The sequence below is a fragment of the Phenylobacterium parvum genome (assembly GCF_003150835.1).
Lineage (GTDB): Bacteria > Pseudomonadota > Alphaproteobacteria > Caulobacterales > Caulobacteraceae > Phenylobacterium > Phenylobacterium parvum.
Window position 1 is genome coordinate 1769380 of sequence record NZ_CP029479.1, and the last position, 26917, is coordinate 1796296.

29 protein-coding genes are annotated in these 26917 nt (G+C 67.5%); 11 read left to right on the forward strand and 18 right to left on the reverse strand.

From position 1 onward, the window contains the following. Both HYN04_RS08450 and HYN04_RS08455 read right to left on the reverse strand, forming a co-directional pair. Complete coding sequence (locus HYN04_RS08450) at window positions 1–447, reverse strand: hypothetical protein (protein WP_110450358.1); 447 nt, start codon at window positions 445–447, stop codon at window positions 1–3. Beyond that, entirely contained in the window at window positions 444–1022 is a 579-nt protein-coding gene (locus HYN04_RS08455) for a response regulator (protein WP_110450359.1), read from the reverse strand. The genes HYN04_RS08450 and HYN04_RS08455 overlap by 4 nt, the downstream gene beginning before the upstream one ends. A gap of 167 nt (window positions 1023–1189) precedes the next feature. Here HYN04_RS08455 and HYN04_RS08460 point away from each other — a divergent pair, with 167 nt between their 5' ends. Continuing rightward, complete coding sequence (locus HYN04_RS08460; RefSeq protein ID WP_241962594.1) at window positions 1190–2476, forward strand: M20/M25/M40 family metallo-hydrolase; 1287 nt, start codon at window positions 1190–1192, stop codon at window positions 2474–2476. Between the two features lie 3 nt (window positions 2477–2479). On the opposite strand, the gene HYN04_RS08465 is transcribed toward HYN04_RS08460, so the two are convergent. The 8 genes from HYN04_RS08465 to HYN04_RS08500 form a co-directional block, all read right to left on the reverse strand. Next, window positions 2480–3682, reverse strand: coding sequence for an acyl-CoA dehydrogenase family protein (locus HYN04_RS08465; RefSeq protein WP_110450361.1), 1203 nt, complete (start codon window positions 3680–3682; stop codon window positions 2480–2482). Window positions 3683–3751: 69 nt separating this feature from the next. After that, on the reverse strand, window positions 3752–5806 hold the full coding sequence (gene cckA, locus HYN04_RS08470; RefSeq protein ID WP_110450362.1) for a cell cycle histidine kinase CckA: 2055 nt from the start codon (window positions 5804–5806) through the stop codon (window positions 3752–3754). Window positions 5807–5900: 94 nt separating this feature from the next. Continuing rightward, window positions 5901–6980 (reverse strand): flagellar biosynthesis protein FlhB, encoded by a 1080-nt coding sequence (gene flhB / locus HYN04_RS08475; RefSeq protein WP_110450363.1) that lies wholly within the window; start codon window positions 6978–6980, stop codon window positions 5901–5903. Next, entirely contained in the window at window positions 6973–7743 is a 771-nt protein-coding gene (gene fliR / locus HYN04_RS08480; protein WP_110450364.1) for a flagellar biosynthetic protein FliR, read from the reverse strand. Before fliR ends, flhB begins: the two co-directional genes overlap by 8 nt. A gap of 5 nt (window positions 7744–7748) precedes the next feature. Beyond that, window positions 7749–8012, reverse strand: coding sequence for a flagellar biosynthesis protein FliQ (gene fliQ, locus HYN04_RS08485; RefSeq protein ID WP_110450365.1), 264 nt, complete (start codon window positions 8010–8012; stop codon window positions 7749–7751). 36 nt (window positions 8013–8048) lie between these two features. Further along, complete coding sequence (gene fliE / locus HYN04_RS08490; protein WP_110450366.1) at window positions 8049–8360, reverse strand: flagellar hook-basal body complex protein FliE; 312 nt, start codon at window positions 8358–8360, stop codon at window positions 8049–8051. Between the two features lie 14 nt (window positions 8361–8374). Continuing rightward, window positions 8375–8794, reverse strand: a complete 420-nt coding sequence (gene flgC, locus HYN04_RS08495; RefSeq protein WP_110450367.1) for a flagellar basal body rod protein FlgC — start codon at window positions 8792–8794, stop codon at window positions 8375–8377. A gap of 10 nt (window positions 8795–8804) precedes the next feature. Next, window positions 8805–9248, reverse strand: a complete 444-nt coding sequence (locus HYN04_RS08500) for a flagellar basal body rod protein FlgB (RefSeq protein ID WP_110450368.1) — start codon at window positions 9246–9248, stop codon at window positions 8805–8807. Between the two features lie 61 nt (window positions 9249–9309). On the opposite strand from HYN04_RS08500, the gene HYN04_RS08505 reads away from it, so the two are divergent. Together HYN04_RS08505 and fliP are read left to right on the forward strand one after the other, a co-directional pair. Further along, on the forward strand, window positions 9310–9588 hold the full coding sequence (locus HYN04_RS08505; protein ID WP_110450369.1) for a FliO/MopB family protein: 279 nt from the start codon (window positions 9310–9312) through the stop codon (window positions 9586–9588). Beyond that, window positions 9585–10385: a flagellar type III secretion system pore protein FliP gene (gene fliP / locus HYN04_RS08510; protein ID WP_110450370.1), complete on the forward strand. Its 801-nt coding sequence runs from the start codon at window positions 9585–9587 to the stop codon at window positions 10383–10385. The genes HYN04_RS08505 and fliP overlap by 4 nt, the downstream gene beginning before the upstream one ends. Before the next feature lie 35 nt (window positions 10386–10420). Here fliP and HYN04_RS08515 read toward each other — a convergent pair whose 3' ends face one another. Genes HYN04_RS08515 through HYN04_RS08535 form a run of 5 tightly spaced genes read right to left on the reverse strand, consistent with a single transcriptional unit; the run spans window position 10421 to window position 16458 of the window. Then, window positions 10421–13381, reverse strand: coding sequence for a tetratricopeptide repeat protein (locus HYN04_RS08515; RefSeq protein ID WP_162599607.1), 2961 nt, complete (start codon window positions 13379–13381; stop codon window positions 10421–10423). A 3-nt stretch (window positions 13382–13384) separates the two neighbouring features. Continuing rightward, complete coding sequence (locus HYN04_RS08520; RefSeq protein ID WP_110450371.1) at window positions 13385–14200, reverse strand: MotE family protein; 816 nt, start codon at window positions 14198–14200, stop codon at window positions 13385–13387. After that, window positions 14197–14742, reverse strand: coding sequence for a DUF6468 domain-containing protein (locus tag HYN04_RS08525; protein WP_110450372.1), 546 nt, complete (start codon window positions 14740–14742; stop codon window positions 14197–14199). The genes HYN04_RS08520 and HYN04_RS08525 overlap by 4 nt, the downstream gene beginning before the upstream one ends. Then, window positions 14739–15806: a flagellar motor switch protein FliM gene (gene fliM, locus HYN04_RS08530; RefSeq protein WP_110450373.1), complete on the reverse strand. Its 1068-nt coding sequence runs from the start codon at window positions 15804–15806 to the stop codon at window positions 14739–14741. Before fliM ends, HYN04_RS08525 begins: the two co-directional genes overlap by 4 nt. A gap of 25 nt (window positions 15807–15831) precedes the next feature. Further along, window positions 15832–16458, reverse strand: coding sequence for a flagellar basal body-associated FliL family protein (locus tag HYN04_RS08535; RefSeq protein ID WP_110450374.1), 627 nt, complete (start codon window positions 16456–16458; stop codon window positions 15832–15834). Window positions 16459–16676: 218 nt separating this feature from the next. On the opposite strand from HYN04_RS08535, the gene flgF reads away from it, so the two are divergent. Genes flgF through flgH form a run of 4 tightly spaced genes read left to right on the forward strand, consistent with a single transcriptional unit; the run spans window position 16677 to window position 19730 of the window. Then, window positions 16677–17414 carry a flagellar basal-body rod protein FlgF gene (gene flgF, locus HYN04_RS08540; RefSeq protein ID WP_110450375.1) on the forward strand — a complete coding sequence of 246 codons (738 nt, stop codon included), beginning with the start codon at window positions 16677–16679 and terminating at the stop codon, window positions 17412–17414. Window positions 17415–17429: 15 nt separating this feature from the next. After that, a complete protein-coding gene (gene flgG, locus HYN04_RS08545; protein ID WP_110450376.1) occupies window positions 17430–18218 on the forward strand; it encodes a flagellar basal-body rod protein FlgG in 789 nt (262 codons plus the stop codon). A 4-nt stretch (window positions 18219–18222) separates the two neighbouring features. After that, a complete protein-coding gene (flgA, locus tag HYN04_RS08550; protein ID WP_110450377.1) occupies window positions 18223–18966 on the forward strand; it encodes a flagellar basal body P-ring formation chaperone FlgA in 744 nt (247 codons plus the stop codon). Between the two features lie 26 nt (window positions 18967–18992). Continuing rightward, complete coding sequence (gene flgH / locus HYN04_RS08555; RefSeq protein WP_110450378.1) at window positions 18993–19730, forward strand: flagellar basal body L-ring protein FlgH; 738 nt, start codon at window positions 18993–18995, stop codon at window positions 19728–19730. A gap of 9 nt (window positions 19731–19739) precedes the next feature. Here flgH and dxs read toward each other — a convergent pair whose 3' ends face one another. From dxs to HYN04_RS08570, 3 genes are read right to left on the reverse strand one after another with little or no spacing between them, the layout of a single operon-like run. Beyond that, the gene (gene dxs, locus HYN04_RS08560) at window positions 19740–21659 is read right to left on the reverse strand and encodes a 1-deoxy-D-xylulose-5-phosphate synthase (protein WP_110450379.1); all 1920 of its coding nucleotides are present in this window, start codon (window positions 21657–21659) and stop codon (window positions 19740–19742) included. A 20-nt stretch (window positions 21660–21679) separates the two neighbouring features. After that, window positions 21680–22564, reverse strand: coding sequence for a polyprenyl synthetase family protein (locus HYN04_RS08565; RefSeq protein WP_241962595.1), 885 nt, complete (start codon window positions 22562–22564; stop codon window positions 21680–21682). Beyond that, a complete protein-coding gene (locus HYN04_RS08570) occupies window positions 22561–22803 on the reverse strand; it encodes an exodeoxyribonuclease VII small subunit (RefSeq protein ID WP_110450381.1) in 243 nt (80 codons plus the stop codon). Before HYN04_RS08570 ends, HYN04_RS08565 begins: the two co-directional genes overlap by 4 nt. A gap of 80 nt (window positions 22804–22883) precedes the next feature. On the opposite strand from HYN04_RS08570, the gene HYN04_RS08575 reads away from it, so the two are divergent. From HYN04_RS08575 to HYN04_RS13470, 4 genes are all read left to right on the forward strand, one after another. After that, window positions 22884–23435 carry a GNAT family N-acetyltransferase gene (locus HYN04_RS08575; RefSeq protein WP_241962596.1) on the forward strand — a complete coding sequence of 184 codons (552 nt, stop codon included), beginning with the start codon at window positions 22884–22886 and terminating at the stop codon, window positions 23433–23435. Between the two features lie 83 nt (window positions 23436–23518). After that, complete coding sequence (locus HYN04_RS08580) at window positions 23519–24718, forward strand: vWA domain-containing protein (RefSeq protein WP_110450382.1); 1200 nt, start codon at window positions 23519–23521, stop codon at window positions 24716–24718. A 466-nt stretch (window positions 24719–25184) separates the two neighbouring features. Further along, the gene (locus HYN04_RS08585; RefSeq protein WP_110450383.1) at window positions 25185–26240 is read left to right on the forward strand and encodes a DUF262 domain-containing protein; all 1056 of its coding nucleotides are present in this window, start codon (window positions 25185–25187) and stop codon (window positions 26238–26240) included. Next, window positions 26230–26832 carry a hypothetical protein gene (locus HYN04_RS13470; RefSeq protein WP_162599608.1) on the forward strand — a complete coding sequence of 201 codons (603 nt, stop codon included), beginning with the start codon at window positions 26230–26232 and terminating at the stop codon, window positions 26830–26832. Before HYN04_RS08585 ends, HYN04_RS13470 begins: the two co-directional genes overlap by 11 nt. Window positions 26833–26917: the final 85 nt, after the last annotated feature.

The window sequence follows — 26917 nt, forward strand, 5'->3', positions numbered from 1 at the left end:
CTATCGGTCGAGCTTGGCGACCATCTTGTTGAGGCTGTCGAGGATTTCCTGGCTGGCCGCTTCATCCAGTCCGGTGCGGTGCAGGAGCTTCATCGAGGCGATATGCACCTGGACCGCCTGGCGCTTCGGGCGAGCGCCTTCACCGGCCTGATCAATGAGTTCGCACAGCGACCTCGCCACCTCGGCCAGGGCCGGATAGGTAAGGACGGCGCACAGGTTGATGATGTCCGTCGACAGGCGGTACATCTGTTCGGGGTCGTGGGACGGATCCGCGAAAAGCGCCTGAATGTTCTCGAGGCAGACATCGATCTGATCGAGGCAGACTTCCGTCTGGGCCGCGATCATGGCCTCGCCCCGCTTGAGCGCCTCGCTCACATGGATACCGCCGGGTTCCCGGATCATGTTGGCCAGCCGGGTCTTGACCCGGAACTTGCGGACGGTGCTCACGCGGTAGTCTCCTGGACTTCGGAACTGGGCTCGTTGCCTGCGACGGCCTCGGCGGCGGCGGCGGTTTCCGCGTCTTCCTTGCGCCGACCGACGCCGAACTCCGCAGGAGGGCCTGCCTTACGGAATCTTCGATCGGGTCCGATGTAGTTCTCGGTCTCGATGAACATCCGGGTCGACTGGGCGACCCAGATGATCCTCTCCAGGATGATCTTGGGGGTGATGGGCTTGGCGATGATGAAGTTCGCGCCGCAGTCGCGCGCCTTTGTGACCTGGCTGCGACGGGTGTGCGCGGTCACGATGATGGCCGGGGTCAGGCGGGCCTGCTCGTCGGCGGAGCGCCTCAGCCAACTAATGAACTCGTAGCCATCGACGCCGGGCATCTGGGCGTCGGTGAGGATGAGGTCGAAGACGGCGTCCGCGCAGGCTTCCTTGGCCTCGTCCACGCCGACGGCGCGCTTGAACTTGCGCATCCCGAACCCATCCAGGACTCCGCACAGCAGCTCGATCGCCTGGGGATTGTCGTCAACCACCAGGACGTTTGCGCTCGACAGGTTGATCCGGGCGGATCCGTTCATCGGCAGGTCTCCGTCGCCCCTTCAGGCGGCTTCCCGGTTGCAGGATGGCCCGCGCGCGTAAATTGTTGGTTCCGCATCTAGGTTTCCCATCGCTTAACCTTATCGCACGTTTCCGGAACGAGGCTAACCGGGTTAGACCCACCTGTCTCTTCTCCCGGGGAATTCGCGTGCGCAGTCTTGTCCTGATTTGTTTTCTCCTGGCCCTTGCCGGACCCGAATTCGCCAGGGCCGAGCAGTCCCCCGAGGCGGATGTCAGTCGGGTTGCGTCCAACCCCCGGTTCAAGGCGGCCCAGAAGGTCCTGATGTCCGAGCATGGCCGGACCGTCGCGGACATCATCCGGTTGACCGAAATTCCCGCGCCTCCCTTTGGCGAGGCGAGGAGGGCCGCGGAGGTGCGCAAGGATTTCGAAGCGCTTGGCCTCAAGGACGTGGCGATCGACGCCGAAGGGAACGTCACCGGCGTTCGGCCCGGGCTGCGCACGGCGGGCCGGGGCCCGTTCCTGGTCGTGGCCGCGCACCTCGATACCGTCTTTCCCGAGGGAACGGATGTCCGCGTGCGCCGGGACGGATGGAGGCTCGCGGCCCCGGGCGTAGGGGACAATACCCGCTCGCTCGCCACCCTTCTCGCCTGGATCCGCGCCCTCGACGCCGCGGGCCTCAAGACTGACTCCGATATCCTCTTCGTCGCCAATGTCGGCGAGGAGGGACAGGGCGATCTTCGCGGGATGAAGGCCCTCTTCGGCAAGGGCTCCTATGCCGGCAGGATCTCCGCCTTCTTCTCGGTGGATGGCTCGGACCCGGCTGGGGTGGTCACCCGGGGGGTCGGATCCAACCGCTATCGCGTGGTCTTCTCCGGGCCCGGCGGGCACAGCTACGGCGCCTTCGGGATCGTCAACCCGATGGCCGCGATGGCGGGCGCCATATCCGGCCTCTACGCCCTGACCCCGCCCGCCTCGCCCAAGACCACCTACTCCGCCAGCGTCGCCGGGGGCGGCACCTCGGTGAACACCATCCCCGCCTCGGTGTTCGTCGAGGTGGACCTCAGGTCCGAGGATCCCAAGGCCCTGGCGGAGCTGGACCGGGGGTTCAGGTCGGCGGTGGACCGCGCGGTCGCTGCGGAGAACGCCGCCCGCTCCACGGCGCTCGGACCCGTGAAGGCGGAGCTCAAGGTCCTGGGCGAGCGTCCGGCCGGGATGACGGCCTCGGACAGCCGCCTTGTGCGGATTACCCGCGCGGCCATCACGGCGCAGGGCTTCACCGCCGAGGAGGAAGCCTCCTCGACGGATTCCAACATTCCCATGAGCCTTGGGATCCCGGCGGTGACCATCGGCGCCGGTGGCCGCGGGGGCCGGGCCCATGCGCCGGACGAGTGGATCGACGTCGAACCCGTGGAAATGGTTCGCGGCATGTCTGCGGGCCTGTTGGCCATTGTCGCCCAGGCGGGCGTGCGCTGACCCTCAGAGACCCAGCACCAGGCGGGCCATGATGTCCCGCTGGATCTCGTTGGATCCGCCGTAGATCGAACCCGCCCTGTTGTTCAGGTAGCGGGCCATGCCGGTCAGGCCATGCTCGGGGCCCACGAAGTCCTGACCCGCATCCGGGGCGCGGGCCGCCTTCTGGTCAACGGCGGCGTAGGCGGCGATTCCCTCGACCATCAGCTCATCCAGCTTTTGCATGGTCTCGGTGCCCTGGGTCTTGAGCATGGACGAGGCCGGGCCGGGATTCCGGCCAGAGGCCAGCTCGGCGAGGACCCGGTGCTCGGTCATCTCGACGGCATCGAGCGTCACGCCGATGGCGGCAAGTCGGGACCGGAATCCGGCGTCATCAATGAGGGCGCCGCCGGCATCGCTGCGTTCCTCGCGGGCCAGGGCCTTCAGCCGCTCGTGGCTGACCCGAAGCCCAGCCGCCGAGCCGCCACCCCGCTCGAACTCCAGGAGGTACTTCGCCACCGTCCAGCCCTGGTTCTCCTCGCCCACCCGGCCCGAGACGGGAACGCGGACATTGTCGAAGAAGACCTGGTTGACCTCGTGCTCTCCGGCCAGGGTGACGATTGGGCGGACCGAGACGCCTGGGGTCTGCATGTCGAGGAGAAGAAAGGTGATCCCGGCCTGGGGCTTGCCCTCCGACAGGGTCCGGACGAGGCAGAACATGCGGTTCGCCCAGTGAGCGTGGGTCGTCCAGATCTTTGTCCCGTTCAGGACATAGCTGTCCCCGTCCCGGTCCGCCCGCAGTTGCAGGGCCGCAAGGTCCGATCCTGCGCCTGGCTCGGAATAGCCCTGGCACCAATAGTCTTCGCCCGAGAGGATTCGGGGCAGGTAATGCGCCTTCTGGGCGTCCGTCCCGTAGCCCATGATGACCGGCCCGACCATCTTCAGGCCCATGGGCGCCAGGCTGGGCGCGCCGGCCAGGGCGCATTCGGCCGCAAAGATGTATCTCTGCATCTCGTTCCATCCCGTGCCCCCGTACTTCACGGGCCAGGCCGGCGCGACCCAGCCGCGCGAGTGCAGGACACGCTGCCAGGCGAGGCTGTAGGTCCGGTCCATGAAGACGCTGGTGGCCCTTCGCCCGGCCCGCCTGAGCTCGGGCGTCAGGTTGGCCTGAAGGAAGGTCCGGACCTCGTCCCGGAAGGCGAGGTCATCGGGGGACAGGTCCAGGTGCATCACGACGTCTCCGGTCTGAAGCGGGAGAGTGGGACCGCCGACGCAGGGGAAATCAAGCAGCCAGGTGGGTCAACCTGCCCGCTGCAGCTCCTGCTTCACCCGCTCGGCGAGGGTCTTGATGTCGATGGGCTTGGCCAGGAAGGAGACGTTCGTCTCGCCCTCCAGCAGGTTGGAGAACTCGGCCTCCGCGTATCCGGAGATGAACATGACCGGAGCGCCGGCCAGGTACTCCCGCGCCGCCTTCAGGAGTTCCGGTCCCTGCATGCCCGGCATGACGACGTCGGAGATCATCAGGTCAATCTCGCCGGCATGCGCCTCGGCAAGGTCCAGGGCCTCCTCGCCGCTGGCGGCCTCGATGACCTCGTATCCCCGGGCCCGGAGAAGCTTGGCGGCGACGCTGCGCACGGCGTCCTCATCCTCGACGAACAGGATCCGGCCGGCGCCGGACAGGTCGCGGGCCGCCGGGCGGGCTGGACGGGGCGGCGGCGGCGCCATCACAGCCGCGACGTGGACAGGCAGGAAGATCCGGAAGGCCGCCCCTTCTCCAGGCCGGGAGTCGACGGCGATCCAGCCGTCAGACTGCTTCACGATCCCATAGACGGTGGCGAGACCGAGGCCCGTGCCCTCTCCCACCGGCTTGGTGGTGAAGAAGGGGTCGAAGATCTTGTTCAGCACCTCAGGCGGGATGCCGGCGCCGTCGTCGGAGACCTCGATCAGCGCCTGCTCGCCCACCGGGTCCGGATAGCCGAGGGCCTGGGCCTCCGCCGCCGTGACGCGGGCCGCGCGGATGCGGACGGTCGAGCCCCCATGAACGCGGATGGCGTCCCTCGCATTGACCACGAGATTCATGACCGCGGTCTCGAGCTGCCCCCTGTCGGCCCGGACGGTCGGGAGGGTCCGGCCGTACTCCGTGACCAGGGCGATGTCCTCCGGCAGGACACGACGAAGCAGGACCTCGAACTCCGAGATCAGTTCCCCGAGGTCGAGGCTTTCGCGCTGGACGGTCTGCTTCCGGGAGAAGGCGAGGAGCTTGCGCACCAGATCGGCCGCCCGGGTCGAGGTCTGGCGGATCTGGTTCAGGCCCTCATACGAGGGATCGCCCACGGGATGTCGCTGGGACAGCTCATCCAGCTGCATGAAGATGGCCATCAGCAGGTTGTTGAAGTCGTGCGCCACGCCGCCGGCAAGTTGCCCGATCGCCTGCATCTTCTGGCTCTGGGCGAGTTGGAGTTCGATCTGCTTTTGCTCGGACACGTCCACCAGGAAGGCCACCCAACGCTCTCCGGACGGCGAGAGATAGAGATGGACGATCCGGGCGGGGTCCGCCGCCAGGCGCATCTCGACAGCCTCCAGCTGTGACCTCCCGGACGCCAGCCTCTGTTGGGCCTCAGTGCGGGAGGCGGTGTCGAAGAGCTCGCCGAACTCGATCCCCGCAGGTGGCGCGCCGGCGATCGCCGCCAGGGTGGGGTTGGCCTCGAGGATCTGGGCCTCGAAGGGATTTCCTCCGCCAAGAAGGACCGCGCCGAAGGGTGCGGCCGCCGCGAAGGCGTCCAGGGCGTCCGGGGTGGGGACCGGCGCAGGCGCCGCCGGCGTCTCGGCGCCCGAGCCTAGGGAGAGCGTCGGCGCCGTTGCGGGGGCCAGGCGCACAAGGAACCGTCGGGCGCCCGCTGAGCTGACGACGGCGGGACGCTCCTGCCCTCCGGACTTGAGGGCCGCACGGCCAATCCGGCCCCTGCGGGCCTCGGTGAGGGCCTCGAACAGGCCTGGGGCGGCGCTGGAGCTGCGGGGCAGCCGGCTCCCCGGTCCGACAGTTTCAAGCCAGGCGGGATTCGCCGAGCGGATGCGTCCATCCACTGCAGCGATCGCGGCCGGCTCTTCAAGTGCGCCCACAAGCTGGTCGTCAGAGGCCTCGGCGCCGGACGGCGACGACCGTCCCGAACGGAAGACCAGGAATCCCAGGGCGACGAAGCCGGTGAGCCCGGCGAGAAGGAGTACGCTCGCCGCGGTTTCGGGACCGGACATCAGGACGGTGGACGCCGCAAGGACGACCACCCCCGCGAACATGACGAGGACCAGGACGTCGATTCCGTCCATTCCAAGCGCGCGACGTCCAGGACCGGTCATGCTCCCGCCTCCCGTTGGCCAGGCCGAATCACCTGCGCCCCACAGAGAGGGAGCCCGACAAGGGTTTCAGAACGATTGAGGGCCGCAAGGCAGGTCAGCGGGCGAAGGAGAAGCGGCGCCGATTGGCCAGGACGAAGCCGATGACCTTAGCGACAGCCTCATACTGCGCGATCGGGATCTCCTCGTCGATCTCGACTGCGGCGTAGAGCGCCCGGGCAAGGGGCGGGTCCTCGATCACGGGCACGCCGGCCTCCTCGGCGACCGCGCGGATCCTCAGGGCGAGGGAGTCGAGTCCCTTGGCGACGCAGGTCGGGGCCGAGGCTTCCCCCTCCTCATAGGACAGGGCGACGGCGTAGTGGGTCGGGTTCATGATGACGACCGTGGCGTTGGGAACCGCCGTCATCATCCTCTGGCGCGACCTCTGGATCCGGATGGCCCTCTGCCGGGCCTTCACGTGGGGATCACCGTCGGTCTGCTTGAACTCTTCCTTGACCTCTTCCCGGGTCATGCGCTGCCGGCCCAGGAACCTCTGGCGCTGGATGATCCAGTCCACCGCGGCGACCGCGACCAGGAAGGCCGCCACCAGGAAGGCGAGGTTCTTCAGGATGTCCATGCTCAGGGGCATGAGGGCCAGGACGTCGACGGCGGGGAGCTGCTGCATCTGGGCCCAGTGCGGCCTCAGCACCGCGTACCCGATGACCGCCACGCAGCCCAGCTTCAGGAACGACTTGGCGAACATGATCAGGGCGTCGACCCCGAAGAGGCGCTTGAAGCCGTTGATGGGCGAGACCTTCGAGAACTCGAACTTGAGAAGCTGGGGCGACCACATCAGGCCTGTCTGGAGGACGTGCCCGAGCACCCCTGCGACAATGGCGGCGCCGGTGACCGCCAGAAGGATGGGCGCGACCGAGCCGGCGACTTCCCAGCCGAGCCCGATGGTCCCGGCCGGCGTGAGGTCAATCTCATGCGGGCTCTCGACAAGGGGCGTCAGGGCCAGCAGGAGCTGGTGGCTCAGGAGACCACCGGCGAAGGCCAGGACGCCGGCCACGGCGGCGAAGACCGCCACCTGGGGAAGGTCGAGGGTCTTGGGAACGTCGCCCTTCTCCCGGGCCTGTTCAAGCCGGCGGCCTGTCGGTTCCTCTGTCTTCGAGGCTGAGTCGTTTTCCTCAGCCACCGCCGACCCCCGCGAAGCTTCCGAGAAGGCCGCCGTACCCGTTCAGCCAGACCATGCCGATCAGCCCCAGACTGAGGGCAAGGATCGCCAGGGAGAGGAGGACCATCAGGGGCGAGGCGACGAAGAAGACCTGGAACTGCGGCATGATGCGGGCCGCGAGGCCGACGGCGACGTTGAACACAAGGGCCAGGACCAGGACCGGGGCGCTGAGCTGGACGCCCATGCGAAAGGCGTCCGAAAGCGTGCGGATCGCCAGCTGTCCCGAATCGGCGACCGAGGCCGCCGAACCAAAGGGGAAAATCTTGTAGGAGTTCACCATCGCCCCGAGGAAGAGGTGATGCAGGTTGGTCGAGAAGATGAGGATCAGGCCGACCAGCCCGATGAAGGTGCCGACGGTCGTCGAAGGCTCGACAACCCCCGGGGCGGAGGTCTGGGCGAAGGACAGGGTCGACTGGATCGAGATGATTTCCCCGGCCACGGAGAGCGAGGCCATGAAGAGCCTCAGCACAGCGCCGATCATGAGCCCGATGAAGATTTCACGGACCACGTGCAGGGTCATTGTCCCAAGGTCGGCGGGAACCGGCGGCAGGACGGGCAGGACCACAGGTGCGAGGACCAGGGTGAGGAGAAGGGCGAAGGCCAGCCGGATTCGCACCGGCACCGCCTGGTCCCCGATCGCCGGCATGGTCATGATCATGGCCGCCAGGCGTGTGAACACCATGGCGCCGGCATAGACCTGCTGCACGGAAGCGTAGGGCTCCACTGGGCCTACATCGCTGCGATGCGGGCGGCGATCTGGGCCATGAAGCCCGACATGAGGGCCCCCATGATCGGCAGGAAGATCAGCAGGGAGACGAAGACTGCGACGATCTTGGGCGCAAACACCAGGGTCGCCTCCTGGATCTGGGTCAGGGCCTGGAAGAGGCCGATCACCACCCCGACCACAAGTCCGACGATCAGCATGGGGGCCGACAGCTGGATGGTGAGCCAGAGGGCGTTGCGACCGATGTCGAGGACTTCCGCGCCGTTCATGGCCTTACTCCGTTGAGAATCCGCTCCCTTAAGGGGTCAGATCGGCATCCTCATGATTTCCTGGTAGGCGCTGATGACCTGGTCCCGCACCGCCATGACCGTCTCGAGGCTGGTCTCGGCGGCGGACACTGCGGTGGCGACATCGATCAGCTGGGCCTTGCCCTGGGCGTGGGCCACGATCTGCTGCTCGGCGGACTTGGAAGCGCCGATGGCGTTGTCCACGACCCCGCGGACCATGGCGCCGAAGTCCGCGCCGCCCGCGGCGGCGCCGGCGGCATCCGGGCCGGTCCCGCCAATTCCCTTCTGGGCTGCGGCATAGGCCTTGGCGACGCTGAGGGCAGTGATCATTCAGCTTCTCCCCATTACTTCCGGATGAGATCCAGGGTGCGGGATTCCATGGCTCGGGCGGTCTCGATCACCGTCAGGTTGGCCTCGTAGGCCCGCTGGGCGGCCCTCATGTCGAGGGACTCGATGAGCGTGTTCACGTTCGGCATCTTCACGTAACCCTCGGCGTCCGCCGACGGGTGACCGGGATCGTACTCGGTCTTGAAGTCGCTCTGGTCGGGGGCCACCCGGACCATCTTCACGCCCTGCCCGCCATCCGTGCGCACGGGCTGGAACACCGGGACCTGCCGGCGGTAGGGGTCGCCGCCGGGGGTCCGCGACGTCGAGTTCGCGTTGGCGATGTTCTCGGCGATGATCCGCATCCGCGCCTGCTCGGCGCGCAGGGCGGTCGCGGCGATGGCCTGGGCGGCGTTCGAGGGCGGGCGGACATCAGCCATGGTTCAGGTCCTATCTGCCGGGGGCTCGGGCAGCCATACGGATCATGGAGACCGACTTCTGGTAGAAGCCGATGGCCGCATCGTAGTTCAGCCGCGAGTCGGCCATGCGCAGCATCTGGTCCTCGAGGGACACCTGGTTGCCGTCGAGGGTGGTCACGGCGTCCGGCGAGCGCTCCGCCCGGTAGCCGCGCGCAGCCGCGATATCTTCCGGGCCCGACGGGCGCTGGTGCGCGGGGTGGGTGACCGACATCACGGTGATCGAACCCGGCCCCGACGAAGCGCCCGGGCCGGCGTCCGGGCCCGTCACGCGAAAGCGGAACGGCGCGAGGTCCTTGGGGCGATATCCAGGCGTGCTGGCGTTGGCGACATTCTCCGCCACGAGCCGCTGGCGCTCGGTGAAGTAGGTCATCCGGCCGCGGAGCATGCCGAGGAGCGGGATGGAGGAGATATCCATGCGATCTCGGTAAACAAACAGGGTTAATTGGTCGTTAACACCCTGGAGGCAGGTTCTCGCCATGGATCCGATCACGCTGGCCCGGGCGACCTTCGCCCTCCTCTTCACCCTCGGGCTGATAGGCATTGCCGCCGTTCTCCTTCGGCGCTTCGGTCCGGGCGGCGTGTTCAGGATCAGCACGCCGGGACGCGAACGCCGGCTGAAGGTGGTCGAGACCCTGATCCTCGACCCGGCGCGCCGACTTGTCCTGGTGGAGTGTGATGGAGAAACCCGGCTCCTGATGCTGGGAGACGGACGCGAGCTGTCCCCGCCCCCGCGCGCGCCTGAGAGGAACGGATGACCCGCAAAGCGCCCTCCGAACGCCAACCCAGCGCTTTGGCTGCGGACCTTCGCCACGCGGCGAAGCTCTCCCTGTTGGCTGCGGCAATTGGCCTGGTCCTGCCGGCCGCCGCCCTCGCCCAGGCTGTCAACATCGATCTTGGGACAGGGGCGGGCCTGACCCAGAGGGTCGTGCAGCTGATCGGCCTCCTGACCGTCCTGTCACTCGCACCCTCGATCGTGATCATGACGACCTCCTTCGTCCGGATGGTCGTGGTCCTTTCGCTGCTCCGGACCGCTCTTGGGCTCCAGCAGAGCCCCCCGAACGCCGTGCTGGTAAGCCTCGCCCTCTTCATGACCGCCATTGTCATGACGCCGACCTTCCAGAAGTCCTACGACCTCGGAATCCAGCCGCTGATGAACAACCAGATGGAGCTTCCCGCGGCCATCGAGGCGGCGAGCGGTCCGGTGAAGACCTTCATGCTCAGCCAGGTCGACCGCGAGGACCTGGCCCTCTTCATCCGGCTCTCCAGGATCGAGCGGCCGGCGACGGCCCAGGACGTCCCGATCCGCGTGGTGACCCCGGCCTTCATGATCTCGGAACTCAAGCGCGCCTTCGAGATCGGCTTCCTGCTGTTCGTGCCCTTCCTGGTCATCGACCTGGTCGTCGCTAGTGTGCTGATGAGCATGGGCATGATGATGCTTCCGCCTGTGGTGGTGTCCCTGCCCTTCAAGCTGATCTTCTTCGTCCTGGTGGACGGATGGCGGCTCGTGGCGGGTAGTCTGATCGAAAGCTTCCAGCGCGCCTCAGGCGGATAGCTGGGGAACGCCCGGCCAGATCCCCGACGCCGGCCTTAGGCCGGCCGCGGCGGCGCGGGCGGACGGGCCGGAGCCGGCGGCCTGGGGGGCGCCGCAGCGGTCGTCGCAGGTGCAGGAGCGGGCCGCTGTGTCGTCGCCAGGGCCGGAGCCGCAGCCCCCGGAGCCGGGCGGGTGAACCGGGCGCGCATCTTCTCCACCCAGCCGGAGAAGGCCTCGTTGTCCGCCGTGACCTTGCTGAAGTCGGCGGCCCCAACCTCGGCGCTCTCGACCCCGGTCAAGCCAACCTTCAAGGCCTCGGGGTTGCGCGCCTGGTCGATGAAGGCGTCGTAGCGGCTCCGGAGGCGCGCCAGGGCCGCGTCGTCGCCCGACAGGCTGTAGGCGATGCCGGCGCGGAGCAGCTTGCCCTCCTCCTCGGCGCTGAGCGGACCCGGCCGCCTCCAGCGATCGCCCAGGCTGCGCTCGAAGGCTGCAGCGGCGACGGGCCAGTTCTTCTGGCGCCAGATGATCTCGGTCTTCAGGTCCTGCCCCTCGGGGGTGGCGTCCCTCTCCAGCAGTTCCACGGCGTCGTCAGGGCGATTCAGCGCGATCAGGGCGCGGGCCTCGACCCGACGCCGTTCCATCTGCATGGGCGGCGGCAGGAGCGTCGTCCTGGAGTTGTTGATGGCCTGCAGCGCCAGCTCGGGCTTGCGATCCATGAGGTAGATGAGGGCGAGGTCCGTCGCCACCTGGGCCCGGGGTGCTCCGTCCAGCCGGTTCTCAACCTGGTACTTCAGGAGTTCAGCGGCCTGCTCAAGGAGGTCGACATTCACCAGCCTTCCGACGAGGCGGCGAACCATCATGTCGCCATCTGCGCCCAAGGGGGTCAGTTCCTTGAAGTCGAGGAAAAGGGCCAGCGCCTGGACGGGCTGGAGGCCATCGGCGATCCCGTCCATGAAGAGGGACCGGAAGGCCTGGTTGAGATCCGCCTGGAGTTGCACCGCTTCGGGCAGGTCGGGAAGGGACCGGCCCGCCGACCGCAGGGTCTCCAAGGCCTCCCTGTAGCGCCCCTGGCTGAGATAGATGCCGCCGAGGGTCCGGATGACCTCCAGTTCGGTCCCGTCCCCGCGCCAGCGGTATCGAAGCGCGCTGATCGCGTCTGCAGCCTGGATCGGGGTCACCTGCCCACTGTCGAGGCGGATGCGGGTCGCCCGAAGGGCGGCGGGCGTCGCCAGGGCGTCCATCGGTGCAGTGGCGACGGCATCGTAAATCCGGACCGCCCGGTCCTTGGCCCCCTGGGCCTCGAGAAGGCGAGCCTGCAGAAGACGGACCGAGAGGGTCTCCTCGGCGCCGGCGCGATCCTCGAGGGCGAGGCGGATGGCCTTGTCCGCCCCCTCGTAGTCGCCCTGGGCCAGGGCCGCCTGCCCCTCGGCGCGGGCGAACCGCGACTTCCAGACTGGCGAGAACTGGTTGAAGGCTTCGGCGCCCGCAGCAAACTCGTTCCGGGTCTCGGTCCACTGTCCGAGCTGGGCGGAGATGTAGGCCCGCCAGAGCGACGCAGAAGGATCGGAGGCCAGGATCGGCGCAGAGAAATCGGTCGCGGCCTCCGCGTACCGGCGGGACATGACCCGGGCAATTCCCCTCAGTCCCCGGAACTCCGGATTCTCGAGGACCTGCGGCGATTTCCGCGCCATGTCGTTGAGGACGCCGATCGCCTCGAACCCGAGTTCGCTGCCCACCAGGAAGCGGGCCAGGGCGAAACGATTGGCGGTCGGGGCGTCCTTGCCCTTGCCGGACTCCTCGGCGGCCTCGGCGAAGAGTGAATTGTAGCGCGCCAGGAAGCCTTCCGGACCGGTCTTGGGCCATTCCACCTGATCAATCAGGGCCGGCATGATGGCCGGCCGGGGCGCATCAAGGCCAGCGTCCTCGGGAGCGGAACCCACCGAGAGCGGCGAGAGGGCGAGGCCTTCGGGACGCCCGATCCGGACAATGTCGCCGTCCTGGGTGACGGCGAGGTCCGGCACGAAGGACTCCAGCGCGAGCCCCTGCGACGACGGCAGGACGTTGACCTGGGCGAACTCGCGGCGAAGGGGCGCGCCCTTGGCGGGGCCCAGGGCCGTGACGACCGTGATCCGGTCGCCCACCACGGGATCATCGATCCTGAGCACCCGGGTCGCGCCGGCCACGGCGCTCTTCAGGGCCGCCGGACCGCCGGCTTCGTCACGGACGACCCTGACCACCGACCCCTGGGGCGACGGCGCGCGCCCAAGGGCGATATTCCAGGTCGATCCCGCGGAGTCCGCCCGGAAGGGTGTCCCCGGCGGTGCATCGATGCGCACGGCGGCGTAGTCAGGACCTGTAAAGGTCTCCGCCGCGGACATCTGGCGCAGGCCCCGGGGAAAGGAAGAAATGTCCAGCCGAGCCGGGGCGTCAAAGACGATCCAGATCGATCCACCCCGCCGGAAGACCGCCGCACCCGCGGGATTTGCAAACGGGAAGCTGAGGACCGCCTGCCCCTGACCAAGGGCGATCTCGCCCTTCACGACCCCACCCCGGGGAAGGGGATCGGGCCGGACAAGCGCCGCCGGGGGCGACGGCTCCATCGCCGCGGTCTCGACCGCCGATGGCTCACCTTCGGGAGGCGCGGATTTCTGGAAGACATTCACCCAGACGGCGCCGTCCGCCGATCCGGAGGTCAGATCCGCATCCTCCGCCAGGGTGAGGACGAGCTGGGTCCGCGGGCCCGCCTGCCCGACACGGGCGGACTTGATCCATTTTGGCGGTGCGGTCCGGAACCGGGAAAGGTCAGGTCGGGCGCCGGCCGGGAAGGTGACCGTGAGGGTGACTCCCTCGCGCCGGGTGGACACGCCGGGGCCGAAATCCAGGCGCGTGAACTCCGCCGCCTCACCGATCCGGACACCCGGAAGCGCGGCGGCGGTCTGGGCGCCGATGGGCGTAGCGACGGCGGCGGCCAGGGCCATCGCCGCGACGCCCGATCCGAGGGATCGGCGCAGGGTCATGGATCAGGCCGGTCCAGGCGGGGCGCCGGGGGCGGCGGCCTGAGGTCTGGGCGCGGCGGGAGCTGGCGTGCCCGCAGGGGCCGCGGCGGGCGCTGCCGCTCCGGAGGCTGCGGCGGCCGTGCGGACCGGCGCGAAGCGGTTGGCCAGGGATTCCGTCAGCCGCTTGGCTTCCGCCGGCGGCATCTGGGCGAGGATGAGGCCGAGGGACTTCTCCTTCATCTTGGCCGCGATCGGCAGCCGCACGGCATCGGTCAGCAGCATCATCCGGGGCGCCGCGTCCTTGGGCTTCATCGACTCGAAGACCTTGACCATGCGGGCGACCTCGGCGGCTTCCTGCTCATCGCCGATCTTCAGTAGCCCCTGGATGTCGGACTTGATGCCGTTGAGGGTCTTCACCTTGGCGTCGAGCTTGGCCTCGGCGGCGGCCAGCAGGGCGAGCTGGGTGTTGAAATCCGCCTCCCTCTGGTCCAGCTGGCCACGCCTTTGGCCCAGGCTCTGCAGGATCTGGAGCTCTGCAGGCGAAAGGCCGGCTTCCTTGGCGAGCTCAGCGGCGGTCGGGGCGCAGACAAGAGGCTTGGCCGGCGCGGCGGGTGCGCCCCCCTCCCCCGCCTTGGCCTCGCCGGACTTGCCGTCCGCCGGCTTGGCCTCGCCGGGCTTTGCGGCGGGCGCACCCGCCGCCTGGCCTGCGGCGCCCTGGGCGAAGGCCCTGGCGCCTGTGAACAGGTCCTGGGCGCCGTTGACCCCCGAAAGCGCATTGAGGGCGAGGACGCCCGCGGCGGCCACGCCGACCAGGGGAAGGATTCGGGGAAGACCGCTCATCGTCCGGCTCCCCCGAGGGCGGACCGGGCCGGCGCAGAGGCGCCAAGGAAGAGTTCGTCTTCGAATTCCGGACGGCGGCGGGTGCTGGCGACGGGCCGGCGGGCGGAAGGCTCGGCGACCGGACGGAGGGAGGGCTCGACGGCGTCCCGGCTCCGGGCGCGGGCCTCGCGGCTCTGGGCCAGGAGGGATCCGAGGTTGCGGCTCAGGCGCTCGATGTCGGCCTCGGACGCATGGGGATCCCGCGGATCTACGGCCAGTCCGGCCCGCGCTCCAGCCTCGAACTGCTGGTCGAGCTTGGAGGCCAGGATCCGGGCCCGCTCGATCCGGCTGACCAGGACCTCGGCCATCTCGTCGCTGGCGGCCTTGAGATCGGCAAGGCCGCGCTCCGCGCGCGCCGCTGCAGCGTCGAGGTCGGCTACGGCCTTGGCGAAGCCCATCTGGCCCTCGCGCAGGACCTTGAGCCTCTGGTTCAGGCGCCATCCCATCCAGAGCGCCCCGCAGAGCAGCCCTGCCAGCAGCAGGTTGAGGACGATGGAAATCATGAGTTGGTCATCTCCTGCACGGCCCGGCGGGCGGTCCGGGTGAGGGGCGCCTCAACCCGGACGGCGATCTGGTGATTCCGGCGCCCCATCCGGGCGGTGGTCAGGTGGACGGTCCCCGCCCTGAGCTCCACCGGCTTGTCCGGCGTGGCGTTGAGCATGAGGGTATCGCCCACCTTGAGGTTGAGGACGGTCTGGAGGGGGAGCTGCTGCTCATCGAGGACCGCCCGGATATCCATCTGGGTCGTCCAGAGTTCGGTCGCCAGGTGGCCTTCCCAGATGTTGTCCCGGCCGAACTTCTCGCCCATGAACTGCTGGAGCAGCATCTTCCGGATGGGCTCGAGGGTCGCATAGGGCAGCAGGAGCTCGATCCGTCCGCCGCGGTCCTCCATGTCGATCCGCAGCTTGACCAGGATGGCCGCATTCGCCGGGCGCGCGATGGCCGCGAAGCGGGGGTTGGTCTCCAGGCGATCAAGGGTGAAGTTCACCGGGGTCAGGGGCTCGAAGGCCAGCTTGGCGTCGCCAAGGACGACCTCGACCATCCGCTGGACCAGGACGCGCTCTATGGTCGTGTAGGGCCGCCCTTCGATCCGCATGGCGGCCGTGCCCCGCCGCCCGCCCAGCAGGACGTCGACGATCGAGTAGATCAGGTTCGAATCCACCGTCAGCAGGCCGTAGTTCTCCAGCTGCTCGGCCTTGAAGACCGTCAGGATGGCCGGGAGTGGGATGGAGTTCAGGTAGTCGCCGAACCGGATCGAGGAAATGCTGTCGAGGCTGACCTCGACATTGTCCGAGGTGAAGTTGCGCAGCGAGGTCGTCATGTACCGCACCAGGCGGTCGAAGACGATTTCGAGCATCGGCAGGCGCTCGTAGGACACGAGCGCAGAGTTGATGATGGCGCGGATCCCGTTCCGCTCGGAGGCGTCATCGCCGGAGAGATCGAAACCGAGAAGGCTGTCGATCTCGTCCTGGTTCAGGATGCGTTCGGCGCCGGAGATTCCATCAGAGGAATCGCTCCGCCCCCAACCCTCCTCTGCGCCTGTCGAAATGTCGTCTGTGTCCGCCATGGTTCACCACCCAGCAGGCCGGGGCCTAGCTGATGAGCATCTCCTCGATCAGGACCGATTTCACCTTCGCCGGAGCGATGACCATGTTCACCCGCCTTAGGATCTCGCCCTTCAGCTGGTAGCTGCCCTGGGAACCCTGCAGGTCCTCGGGACGGAGCTCACGCAGGAAGGTCTGGAACATGTCCTGGAGCCTCGGCATGGCCGGCTGGATGAGATCCGCCGTCTCCTGGTCCGGGGCCTCGAGGGTCACCTTGAGCTTGAGGTAGGTGGGCCGGCCATCGCCGGCCTGCATGTTCGCCACCATGTTGGGCAGGGCGCAGAAGACCACCCCGTCGGGCCCCTCGGAGAGGACAACAGCCTTGTCCCCTGCGGCGGCGTCGCCTTCCTTCTTCTCGCCCTCGCCCTTCTTCTTTTCCTTCTCGCCGCCCTTCTTCTCTTCGCCCTTCTTCTCGCCCTTGGCCTCTGCCGCCGGCGGTTTCTTGAAGAACACGAAGTAGGCGCCGGCGCCTCCGCCGACCAGCACAAGGGCGGCCGCCGCGGCGATGATGATCAGCTTGAGGGGCGGCTTCTTCTTGCCACCACCCTCTTCGCCGCCCTCAGCGCCTTCGAGGTCGACCTCTTCCGACTCGGAATTCTTGGGGGGCTTGGCCACGGCCGCGACTCCAGGGGATCCTGGGAACGACCATGGGCAGGTTTAGTTAACGATCCGTTTTTAACCTTGGGGTCGCGGGCGAAAAACGACCCGGCAATTTTGGCCATCCCCTCCCAATTAACCATTTTATTCTCTGTTTTTATTGAGTTTTTAGGTTGGCCCGAGGCTTGCATGGTGAATACCGGCCCGAGGGGTCGGCTTAACCGGATGCAGAGTCGATGGATAACGCACTCTATGTGGGACTCTCCCGCCAGATGACGCTCCGGCGTCAGCTGGACATTGTCGCCAACAACATCGCCAACGCCGACACCACCGGCTTCAAGGCCGAACAACCGCTGGTCAGGACCGAGCCCCGCGCCCCGGCCCGCACAGTGGACGGCCCCAACCCCATCAAGTTCGTGATCGACGGCGGCCTCGCCCGGGACTTTTCCCAGGGCGCTCTGCGCACCACGAACGCCGCCTTCGACCTCGCCATCGACGGGCCGGGATTCTTCAGGATCCAGACGCCGAATGGCGAACGCTTCACCCGGGACGGCCACTTCCGGCTCGACGACACGGGCAGGATCGTCACCCAGGCAGGCCAGCCGGTCCTGGATTCCGGGGGTGCGGAGGTGGTGATCGACCCCAAGAAGGGTATCGTCGAGATCGCCCGCGACGGTTCGATGAGCCAGGGCATTGAGCAGGTCGGCCGGCTGGGCGTGTTCGCCTTCGCCGACCTCTCCGTCCTGGAGAAATCCGGCGACAACCAGTTCCGCAACACTTCCAACCAGCAACCCGAGCCCGCGCCCGGATCCCTGCTCCGCCAGGGCATGCTGGAAGGGTCCAACGTCAATCCCATCCTCCAGGTGACCGACATGGTCGAGGTGACCCGGGCCTACGAGTCCCTGGCCCGGATGATGGAGTCCACCCAGGAGCTGTCCCGGCGCACCGTCGAGCGGCTCGGACGCGTCGAGTAGAAAGGCTGAATTCCCATGCAAGCTCTCCGCACCGCCGCCACCGGCATGGCCGCCCAGCAGCTCAACGTCGAGGTCATCTCGAACAACATCGCCAACATGAACACGGTGGGCTTCAAGCGACAGCGCGCCGAGTTCCAGGACCTGCTCTACCAGACCCTGGAAAGGGCCGGCTCCCAGTCGTCTGACCAGGGAACCGTCGTCCCGACGGGCCTCCAGGTCGGCGCGGGCGTGAAGGCGGGGTCGATCTACCGCATCACGGAACAGGGGGCGATGACCCAGACCGGCAACAAGCTGGACGTCGCCATCCAGGGCCGCGGGTACCTCCAGGTGCTGATGCCCACGGGCGAGCTCGCCTACACCCGGGCGGGGAACCTCTCTCTCAATGACCAGGGCCAGCTGGTGACCGCCGACGGCTACCAGATCCAGCCGGCCATCGTCATTCCGCCTGACGCCATTGACGTCTCGATCTCCAAGTCCGGCCAGATCCAGATCATGCAGGCCGGCCAGACGGCGCCCTCCGTCGCCGGGACCCTCGAACTTGCGACCTTCGTCAACGAGGGCGGCCTCGAGGCCATCGGCGATAACCTCTATCTCGAGAGCGGCTCCTCCGGGGCCCCGACCCTGAGCGTCCCCGGGGTCGATGGCACCGGCGTCCTCCTGCAGGGCTACACCGAGGCCTCCAACGTCGACGCCGTGGCCGAGGTCACCGCCCTGATCGTCGCCCAGCGCGCCTACGAGATGAACTCCAAGGTGATCACTTCGGCCGACCAGATGCTGTCCACCGCCAACCAGGTGAAGAGCTGATCCCATGCGGCGCCTGATCGCCCTGGCCGTTTCGGCCCTGCTCCTCCTGCCGGCCGCCGCCTTCGCGGGTGCGACGGTGTCCCTGCGCGCAGATCCTTCCGATGCCGACGGGATCGTGACTCTCGGCGATCTCTTCGACGGCGCGGGGTCGGCCTCCGGGGTGCGCGTGGCGGCCCGGACCGGGACGAGCGTCGTCCTCGACGCCACTGCGGTGCAAATCCTCGCCCGGCGCAACGGCCTGGACTGGGACAATGCCAACCGTCTCCGCCGCATCATCGTCCGGCCTGGCGTCGCCGAGCCCGCCGCCGTGGCGCGCGGGAAATCGGTGCAGGCCCTGGCCTACGCCCGGAATGTCGCGACGGGCGAGGAAATCCGCCCGGAGGACCTGGTCTGGACCCGCGCCGTCGCGGCCCCGGCGGACGCGGTGCGGGACGCCGACGGCGCCATTGGCATGGTTGCACGGCGCCCCCTCCGGGAAGGCGCCCTTGTCTCCGCCCGGGACGTCAGCGCCCCGGTGGTGATCCAGGCCGGCGACCTCGTCACGGTTACCTACCAGGCCGGCGGGGTCTCCCTGGAGCTTCAGGTCAAGGCCTTGGGGGCCGGCGCCGTCGGCCAGGTGATCCCCCTCCAGAACCTCTCCTCGCGAAAGACCCTCCAGGCGGTGGTCACCGGACCTGGCCAGGCCATGACGGGGCCTGACGCCCCGACCGGCCAGGCCCTGGCCGCCACCCGCATCGCCCACCGTTGATCCTGACAAGAGACAGGTCCCGCCCCATGAGACTCGCCGCCGCACTCCTGCTCGCCGCCCTTCCCCTGGCCGCCTGTTCGACGGTTAAGGATGCAGCCCTCGGGCCCAGCCTTACCCCGTCGGCCTATCCGGTGACGCCCCAGGAGCGGCGTCCCGATCTGGGCATGATGCCGCCCCAGCCCGAAGTGACCCCGGCCTCGGCGAACTCGCTCTGGCGCAGCGGCGCCCGCGCCTTCTTCATCGACCAGAGGGCCAGCCGGGTCGGCGACATCGTGACTGTCCAGATCGCCATCAACGACTCGGCGAAGACGTCGAACACCTCGGTCGCAAACCGCACGTCCAGCGCCAACTCCGCAGTGTCGACCCTGTTCGGCATGGAGAACAAGATCGGTCGACTCCTGCCCCCGGGGAATGACTTCAGCAAGGCCTCGCCCTTTGACACCGAGTCCACTTTCTCGAACTCCGGATCGGGCAGCGTGAACCGGGCGGAGGCCATCTACCTGACCGTGGCGGCGGTGGTGACCGGCATCCTGCCCAACGGCAACCTCATCATCGAGGGCACACAGGAGGTGCGGACCAACGCCGAACTCCGCCAACTGACGGTCTCGGGCATGATCCGGCCCGAGGACATCTCCTCGGCCAACACGATCCGGCACACCCAGATCGCCGAGGCGCGCATCAACTACGGCGGGCGGGGCGACATCTCGGCCATGCAGAAGACCCCGGCGGGCCAGTCGGTGGTCTCGCGGATCTGGCCGTTCTAGGCGGCGGGCTCAGGCCCGCAGGCCGCCTGCCGCCGAAAGGCCGGAGCCCAGCACGCCAAAGGCCGCGGCGGCGATGCCCGCCGCATCCAGGCCGGCCTGGGCGTACATGGCCTCGGGCTTGTCCTGGTCCTGGAAGATGTCGGGCAGGGTCAGGGTCCGGATGCGAAGGCCCCGGTCGAGGGCCCCGCGCGCAGCCAGCATCTGGAGGACGAAGGCGCCAAAGCCGCCCATGGAACCCTCCTCGACCGTGACCAGGGCCTCGTGCTCCCGCGCCAGGCGCAGGACCAGGTCCTCGTCGAGGGGCTTGGCGAAACGCGCATCGGCGATGGTGGCCGAGACGCCCCGCGCCGCCAGCAGGTCTGCGGCCTTGAGGCATTCGCCCAGCCGGGCGCCAAAGCTGAGAAGGGCCACGGTCGAGCCTTCCCGCACGATCCGGCCGCGGCCGATCTCCAGGGGCTCCGGCCGGGCCGGGATCTCGACGCCGAGGCCCTCGCCGCGGGGATAGCGGAAGGCCGAGGGGCGATCGTCGATGGCCGCCGCCGTGGCCACCATCCGCGCCAGCTCGGCCTCGTCCGCCGCCGCCATCAGCACCATGCCGGGCAGCGCGCCCATGAAGCCGATGTCGAAGGATCCGGCGTGGGTGGGGCCGTCCGCGCCCACCAGGCCGGCCCGGTCCATGGCGAAGCGGACCGGCAGGCGCTGGATGGCCACGTCGTGGACCACCTGGTCGTAGCCCCTCTGCAGGAAGGTCGAATAGATGGCCGCAAAGGGCTTCATCCCGTCTGCGGCGAGGCCCGCCGCAAAGGTCACGGCGTGCTGCTCGGCTATGCCGACGTCGAAGGTCCGGTCGGGGAAGCGCTTGCCGAACAGGTCCAGGCCCGTGCCCGAGGGCATGGCCGCCGTCACCGCCACGATGCGCGGGTCGGCCTCGGCCTGGGCGATCAGGGCGTCGGCGAACACCCGGGTGTAGGAGGGCGGCGCGGGCTGGGCGGGCTTGGCCTGCCGGCCGGTGACCACGTCGAACCGGGCGACCGCGTGCAGCTTGTCGTCTGCGCTCTCGGCCGGGGCGTAGCCCTTGCCCTTCTGGGTGACCACGTGGACCAGGACGGGACGGTCTCGGATCTCACGGGCGTTCTGGAGGATGGGGACCAGGGCCTCCATGTCGTGCCCGTCGATCGGGCCGATATAGTAGAAGCCCAGCTCCTCGAAGAAGGTCCCGCCGGTCACCATGCCGCGCGCGAACTCCTCGGCCTTGCGGGCCGCCTCCTGGAGCGGACGCGGGAAGGCGCTGGCGACCGACTTGCCCAGCTTGCGCAGCGACTGGTAGCCGCCCCCAGACACCAGCCGGGCCATGTAGGCGCTCATGCCCCCCACCGGCGGGGCGATGGACATGTCGTTGTCGTTCAGGATGACGGTCAGCTGTCCCGTGGTCTCGCAGGCGTTGTTCATCGCCTCGTAGGCCATGCCCGCGCTCATGGAGCCGTCGCCGATCACCGCCACCACGCTGTTGTCGCGGCCACCGGCGTCGCGGGCGGCGCAGAAGCCCAGGGCGGCGGAGATCGAGGTGGCCGCGTGGGCGGCGCCGAAGGGGTCGTAGGGGCTTTCGGCCCGCTTGGTGAAGCCGCTCAGCCCGCCGCCCTGGCGCAGGGTCCGGATCCGGTCGCGCCGGCCGGTGAGGATCTTGTGGGGATAGGCCTGGTGGCCGACGTCCCAGATCAGGATGTCCTCGGGCGTCTGGTAGACATGGTGCAGGGCGACGGTCAGCTCGACCACGCCCAGGCCGGCGCCGAGATGGCCTCCGGTCTGCGAGACGGCGTCAATGGTTTCGGCGCGCACCTCATCCGCCAGCTGGCGCAGCTGTGCGACGGAATACCCACGGATGTCGGCGGGCGAGGACACGGTGTCGAGGAGCGGGGTCACGGGCGGCATGTCGTCTGCTTTGCTCGCAATCAGCTTCGCCGATCAAGCACGAAATCCAGGCAGGCCAGGAGGCCCCCCGCGCGGTTGCCGAGGGGATCAAGCTGCGCCCGCGCCTGAGAGGCGACAAGCTCCAGCCGGGCGCGCGCGTCGTCCGCCCCCAGCAGGGTCACGAAATTCACCTTTCCGCGGGCGGCGTCCTTCCCCGTGGCCTTGCCCACCACTGCGGCTTCGCCCTCGAGATCCAGCAGGTCGTCGACGATCTGGTAGGCCAGGCCGAGGTCATGCGCGAAGGCCAGGAGGGCGTGCCGCTCACGCTCGCCTGGATGCGCCAGGGCGAGGGGCAGCTCGAAGGCGGCGGAGATCAGGGCCCCTGTCTTGAGCCTCTGCATCCGGGCCACGGCGCCCAGGTCCTCGCCGACGCCGGACAGGTCGATCATCTGCCCGCCGCACATGCCCCGGGCGCCCGAGGCCCTCGCGAGCGCGACGACAAGGTCCGCCCTCACCCGCCCGTCCGGATGGGTCTCGGGACCGGCGAGGATCTCGAAGGCCAGGGCCTGCAGGGCGTCGCCCGCCAGCACGGCGGTCGCCTCGTCGAAGGCCCGGTGGACGGTGGGCCGGCCCCGCCGGAGGTCGTCGTCGTCCATGCAGGGCAGGTCGTCGTGGACCAGGCTGTAGGCGTGGATGCATTCCAGGGCGCAGGCGGCGCGATCGAGTCGTTCGGGCCCGACGCCCAGGAGACCGCCAGCCTCGAAGACCAGGAAGGGCCGCAGCCGCTTGCCCGGCCCCAGCACGGCGTAGCGCATGGCCTCGGCTAAGCGCGCCTCGGGTCCCTCAGCCGCAGGAAGGAGCCGCGCGAGCGCCAGGTCCGTCCGGGAAGCCGCGGCCGAGAGCCGGCGTTCGGTTTCGGGGTTCACTCGAACCGGGCGGGTTCGGAGGCGACCGCGCCGCCGGCGCCGACGACGATCTTCTCGACCTTCAGGCGGGCCTGCTCCAGCCGGGCCTCGCAGTGGGCCTTGAGAAGGGCTCCGCGCTCGTAGAGGGCGATGGAGTCCTCAAGGGGCGCCTGCCCGGTCTCGAGCTGGCTGACGATACGCTCCAGCTCGGCCAGGGCCTGCTCGAAGGAGAGATTTGCGATGTCTGCGGCGTCCGCCATGGGAATCCCCGTCGGTAAGGCTTGGAAACTAGACATCCCGACCTTCCGCCGCAATGAGGGGGCGGGACTTCCGGCCTCGAATGAGCACGCCTATGCCCTCGGACATGATCCAGATGCACCTTCGCCGCGCCGGGCCGGCTGACGCCGAGACCCTCGCCCACCTCGGTCGCGAGACGTTCGTGGAGACCTTCGGGCATCTCTACCCCCATGAGGACCTGGCGGCCTACCTGGCCGGGGCCTACGACCTGGAGGCCACACGGGAGGGGCTGGACGACCCGTCGCAGGCAAGTTGGCTGGTCGAGACCCCGGCCGGTCAGGCCGTCGGCTACGCCACCGCCGGCCCATGCGGCCTTCCTCATCCCGAGATTCAGGAGGGCGCCCTGGAGCTGAAGCGCATCTACCTGGCCCGCCCGGCCCAGGGCGGGGGCGTCGGGGGAAACCTCTTCGACGCGGTCATGGACTGGATGGCGAAACAGTCGCCGCCGGACCTCTGGATCGGAGTCTGGTCCGAGAACCTCGGCGCCCAGAGGTTCTACGCGCGTCGCGGATTCCAGAAGGTCGGCGAGTATGGCTTCCATGTCGGACGCACCGTCGACCGCGAGTTCATCCTGCGCCGCCGCCCGGCCTTCTGAGGCTTCGCGCACTGGACAGCCGGCCCCCGGGGCCTCACATTCGGACTTCAGATATCCGTTCGGCCCGCCAGGGGACGCCCACCATGTTCATGCGTTTCTTCACCGAGCTCCGCGAGGCCAAGGTCCCCGTGACCCTCAAGGAGTACCTGATGCTCATGGAGGCGATGGATAAGGGCGTGATCGACCGCAATGTCGATGACTTCTACTACCTCGCCCGGTCCGCCCTCGTGAAGGACGAGAAGAACCTCGACCGGTTCGACCAGGTCTTCGGCCATGTCTTCAAGGGCTTCGACAAGCTTGAGGGCCTTGGCGTCTCCGACATCCCCGCGGAATGGCTGAAGAAGATCTCGGACCAGTTCCTCACGGACGAGGAGAAGGCCCAGATTGAGGCCATGGGCGGTTTCGACAAGCTCATGGAGGCCCTCGCCGAACAGATGCGCCAGCAGCGCGAGAACGGCGACGACGGCGAAGGGGAAGGCAAGGGCAAGGGCAAGGGCGGACAGGGCCCCAATGGCGACTCTCCCTTCGGCGCCAACGGCTACCATCCCGAGGGCGTCCGCGTCGGCCAGGACAAGGGCCGCCATGGCCGGGCCGTGAAGGTCTGGGACAAGCGCGAGTACAAGAACCTCGACGACAGCGTCGAGCTGGGCACCCGGAACATCAAGGTCGCCCTGCGTCGCCTGCGGAAGTGGACCCGGGACGGCGCCGCCGAAGAGCTGGACATGGACGGCACGATCCGCGGGACGGCAGAGAAGGGCTATCTCGACATCAAGCTAAGGCCCGAGCGTCGCAACAAGATCAGCGTCCTGATCTTCTTCGATGTCGGCGGCTCGATGGACAGCCACATCAAGGTCTGCGAGGAGCTGTTCAGCGCTGCGCGCACCGAGTTCAAGAACATGGAGTTCTACTACTTCCACAACTGCCTCTACGAGAGCGTGTGGAAGGACAACCGGCGTCGCCACGCCGAGAAGATCCCGACCTGGGACGTGCTCCACAAGTTCAGCCGCGACTACAAGGTCATCTTCGTCGGCGACGCCACCATGAGCCCCTACGAGATCACCTATCCGGGCGGCTCGGTGGAGCACTGGAACGAGGAGCCCGGCGCGATCTGGGTCGACCGCGTCACCCAGACTTTCGAGGACGTGGTCTGGCTCAACCCGACCGCCGAGCGACACTGGGACTACACGCCGTCTGTGGAGGTCATGCGCCAGCTCGTCGGAGACCGCATGTTCCCGCTCACCCTCGAGGGCCTCGAGAAGGCCATGAAGGAACTGGCCCGCTAGGGGATCGAACCTGACGCCTGGAACCGCCGCTGTCGCGCCCAAGGCGGACTAAGCAGGGCCACGCTTCCGCCCCAACGCGGAGCTCGGCAGGGTCGCAGGGGGGGGTAGCAGCCATCCGCCGTTAAACCGACGGAGTTCGGTATCGCGCCTGAAGCCGACATTCGCTTCGTCCAAGCAACGCAACGTTCAAGGATCGCGAGAGCCTAGCGTGTTGACGGTACGTCGAACGCCGAAAGGTTCTGACGACGGCTAGGGCATTAGGCGAATGGTTGGCGTCAGCAGGTTGTCGTGGGAGCGTTGCTCCTACTCGAGACCGGCGAATTGTCAGGAACTCTGGCCCACCACCGCTGGCCCCGCACGACTCGCCTGAGTGAGGCCAACCGATCGACAGATGAAACACCGAGGTTTGCTCTGATCCCGTTTCATACCATAGGTGGCGGACACGGCACGACACGCAAGAGGCACCATGTCCAGCATTCCACAGACCTATACGATTTCCGACTTCATCGAGTGGAATACGAAGAAGCAACTCATCCTGTCTCCTGACTTTCAGCGAGGTTCAGTCTGGTCGCCTACAGCGAAGGTCTTTTTGATCGACACCATCCTGAATGACCTCCCAATGCCGCAGATTTTCTTGCGGACGAAGATCGACCCAGCGACCCAGACGACGGTACGTGAGGTTGTCGACGGGCAGCAGCGTTTGCGGTCCATTTTTGAGTTCGCTTCGGCGAAGTTTCGGCTCACATCGAAGGCACCGAAGTTCAAAGGGAAGGCCTATGCGGACCTCGACGTCGAGGACCAGGAGCGCTTTCTGTCCTACAAGGTGCCGGTCGTTCAGTTGATCAATGCAAGCAACGCCGACGTCTTGGAGGTGTTCGCACGTCTAAACTCCTACAGCGTCAAGGTGACACCTGCTGAACTACGTCACGCAGAATATTCGGAGCCGGTGAAGTGGGCCATTGCCGACGCCGCCCGCGATTGGTCAGTGCTCTGGGATAACTACGGCGTAGTGTCATTGAGGGACAGCGTCAGGCTGAAGCACACATCCGTGATGGCTGAGATGTTCATTATCTTGGATATAGGGTTCGGCGACGCTGGTGAGCCCGCTATCAATAGCTATTACAAGTCGCGAAAAATGAAAGACGAGTTGCACTTTAAGCCCCTACGAGAGCGAGTGGATTGGATCGTCAAACATATTGTGGAGCAGTTCGGCGAAGACTTCGCATCGACGACGTTCTTCGACAATCCGAACTTCTTGGCGCTGTTCGCGGCGATTGCGTATCTTAAGGGATGGCTGCCTACGAGCAAGGTGACCGAGGGATTGGAGATAGTGCCGGGTCCGATTGCCTGGGAACGCGGCAAAGGTGTCATGACGGCCTTGGCCCAGAGCATGGAAGACGACGAGGAACACCCGGTCTACGCCGCGTTCGTCAACGCGTCCGCCAGTTCAACGCACCGCGTCGCCTCCAGGAAAGTGCGCTTCCAAATGCTGGTCGGAGCGCTGGCTTCGAATGCAGCTTGAGAGACATACATGGCGACTTGAAAACCGGTTAGATGCCCTCACAGGCAGCTTGAAGCCTTTCGAGGGCAAATCCCTCTCTGCCGGTGACACTTTCGTGGTCGAGCGCATCATCATTCAGATGCAAATCGAGTGGGAGCATTTTGTTCGCGCGCTGATCTTGGATAGCGCGACAGGACGCCATTCGACGCGGTCTGGGCCGGTAGCATCAACGCTGCCGGTGAAGATCCGCAACCGCGAACACGCGGGCCACGTTCTGATCGCCCAGTATAAGAAGCGTACGAACGAGCCGGATTGGTACCTTCCCGACGATGCAATCGCGGCGGCAGGCAAACTGTCACTGACCAACGAGAAAAAGATCGCCGCGGAACTGGGCGTCACACCGTGGGGCCTCAGTGATCTCAGGCATCTGAGGAATTTTATCTCGCACCGATCTGGACGGTCGGCGATCAACCTTCGCAACGCGACAGCCGTCGCCAAGGCGGACCCGATCATCCCGACTGCGCTCTGTTACGAATACGCACTTGGGGGGATGCGGAGATATGAAAGCTGGGCCGGATTCATGAAGGGCGTCGCGAAGCGGCTGGTCGATTAGATTTGCACCGGCGAAGCAGACCTTTCTAGAGTCCGCTGGGAGTAGCGCAGCGACGTCAGCCAGCTTCGCTTTCGATGTCTGCAAT

What these genes read in the sequence shown, in the direction of transcription:
- HYN04_RS08455 (WP_110450359.1), bottom strand. Translation starts at nt 1,022, where the DNA reads ATGAACGGATCCGCCCGGATCAACCTGTCGAGCGCAAACGTCCTGGTG.
- HYN04_RS08465 (WP_110450361.1), bottom strand. Translation starts at nt 3,682, where the DNA reads ATGCACCTGGACCTGTCCCCCGATGACCTCGCCTTCCGGGACGAGGTC.
- cckA (WP_110450362.1), bottom strand. Translation starts at nt 5,806, where the DNA reads ATGACCGGTCCTGGACGTCGCGCGCTTGGAATGGACGGAATCGACGTC.
- fliQ (WP_110450365.1), bottom strand. Translation starts at nt 8,012, where the DNA reads ATGAACGGCGCGGAAGTCCTCGACATCGGTCGCAACGCCCTCTGGCTC.
- fliE (WP_110450366.1), bottom strand. Translation starts at nt 8,360, where the DNA reads ATGATCACTGCCCTCAGCGTCGCCAAGGCCTATGCCGCAGCCCAGAAG.
- flgC (WP_110450367.1), bottom strand. Translation starts at nt 8,794, where the DNA reads ATGGCTGATGTCCGCCCGCCCTCGAACGCCGCCCAGGCCATCGCCGCG.
- HYN04_RS08500 (WP_110450368.1), bottom strand. Translation starts at nt 9,248, where the DNA reads ATGGATATCTCCTCCATCCCGCTCCTCGGCATGCTCCGCGGCCGGATG.
- HYN04_RS08505 (WP_110450369.1), top strand. Translation starts at nt 9,310, where the DNA reads ATGGATCCGATCACGCTGGCCCGGGCGACCTTCGCCCTCCTCTTCACC.
- fliP (WP_110450370.1), top strand. Translation starts at nt 9,585, where the DNA reads ATGACCCGCAAAGCGCCCTCCGAACGCCAACCCAGCGCTTTGGCTGCG.
- HYN04_RS08515 (WP_162599607.1), bottom strand. Translation starts at nt 13,381, where the DNA reads ATGACCCTGCGCCGATCCCTCGGATCGGGCGTCGCGGCGATGGCCCTG.
- HYN04_RS08520 (WP_110450371.1), bottom strand. Translation starts at nt 14,200, where the DNA reads ATGAGCGGTCTTCCCCGAATCCTTCCCCTGGTCGGCGTGGCCGCCGCG.
- HYN04_RS08525 (WP_110450372.1), bottom strand. Translation starts at nt 14,742, where the DNA reads ATGATTTCCATCGTCCTCAACCTGCTGCTGGCAGGGCTGCTCTGCGGG.
- fliM (WP_110450373.1), bottom strand. Translation starts at nt 15,806, where the DNA reads ATGGCGGACACAGACGACATTTCGACAGGCGCAGAGGAGGGTTGGGGG.
- flgF (WP_110450375.1), top strand. Translation starts at nt 16,677, where the DNA reads ATGGATAACGCACTCTATGTGGGACTCTCCCGCCAGATGACGCTCCGG.
- flgG (WP_110450376.1), top strand. Translation starts at nt 17,430, where the DNA reads ATGCAAGCTCTCCGCACCGCCGCCACCGGCATGGCCGCCCAGCAGCTC.
- flgA (WP_110450377.1), top strand. Translation starts at nt 18,223, where the DNA reads ATGCGGCGCCTGATCGCCCTGGCCGTTTCGGCCCTGCTCCTCCTGCCG.
- flgH (WP_110450378.1), top strand. Translation starts at nt 18,993, where the DNA reads ATGAGACTCGCCGCCGCACTCCTGCTCGCCGCCCTTCCCCTGGCCGCC.
- dxs (WP_110450379.1), bottom strand. Translation starts at nt 21,659, where the DNA reads ATGCCGCCCGTGACCCCGCTCCTCGACACCGTGTCCTCGCCCGCCGAC.
- HYN04_RS08570 (WP_110450381.1), bottom strand. Translation starts at nt 22,803, where the DNA reads ATGGCGGACGCCGCAGACATCGCAAATCTCTCCTTCGAGCAGGCCCTG.
- HYN04_RS08575 (WP_241962596.1), top strand. Translation starts at nt 22,884, where the DNA reads ATGAGCACGCCTATGCCCTCGGACATGATCCAGATGCACCTTCGCCGC.
- HYN04_RS08580 (WP_110450382.1), top strand. Translation starts at nt 23,519, where the DNA reads ATGTTCATGCGTTTCTTCACCGAGCTCCGCGAGGCCAAGGTCCCCGTG.
- HYN04_RS08585 (WP_110450383.1), top strand. Translation starts at nt 25,185, where the DNA reads ATGTCCAGCATTCCACAGACCTATACGATTTCCGACTTCATCGAGTGG.
- HYN04_RS13470 (WP_162599608.1), top strand. Translation starts at nt 26,230, where the DNA reads ATGCAGCTTGAGAGACATACATGGCGACTTGAAAACCGGTTAGATGCC.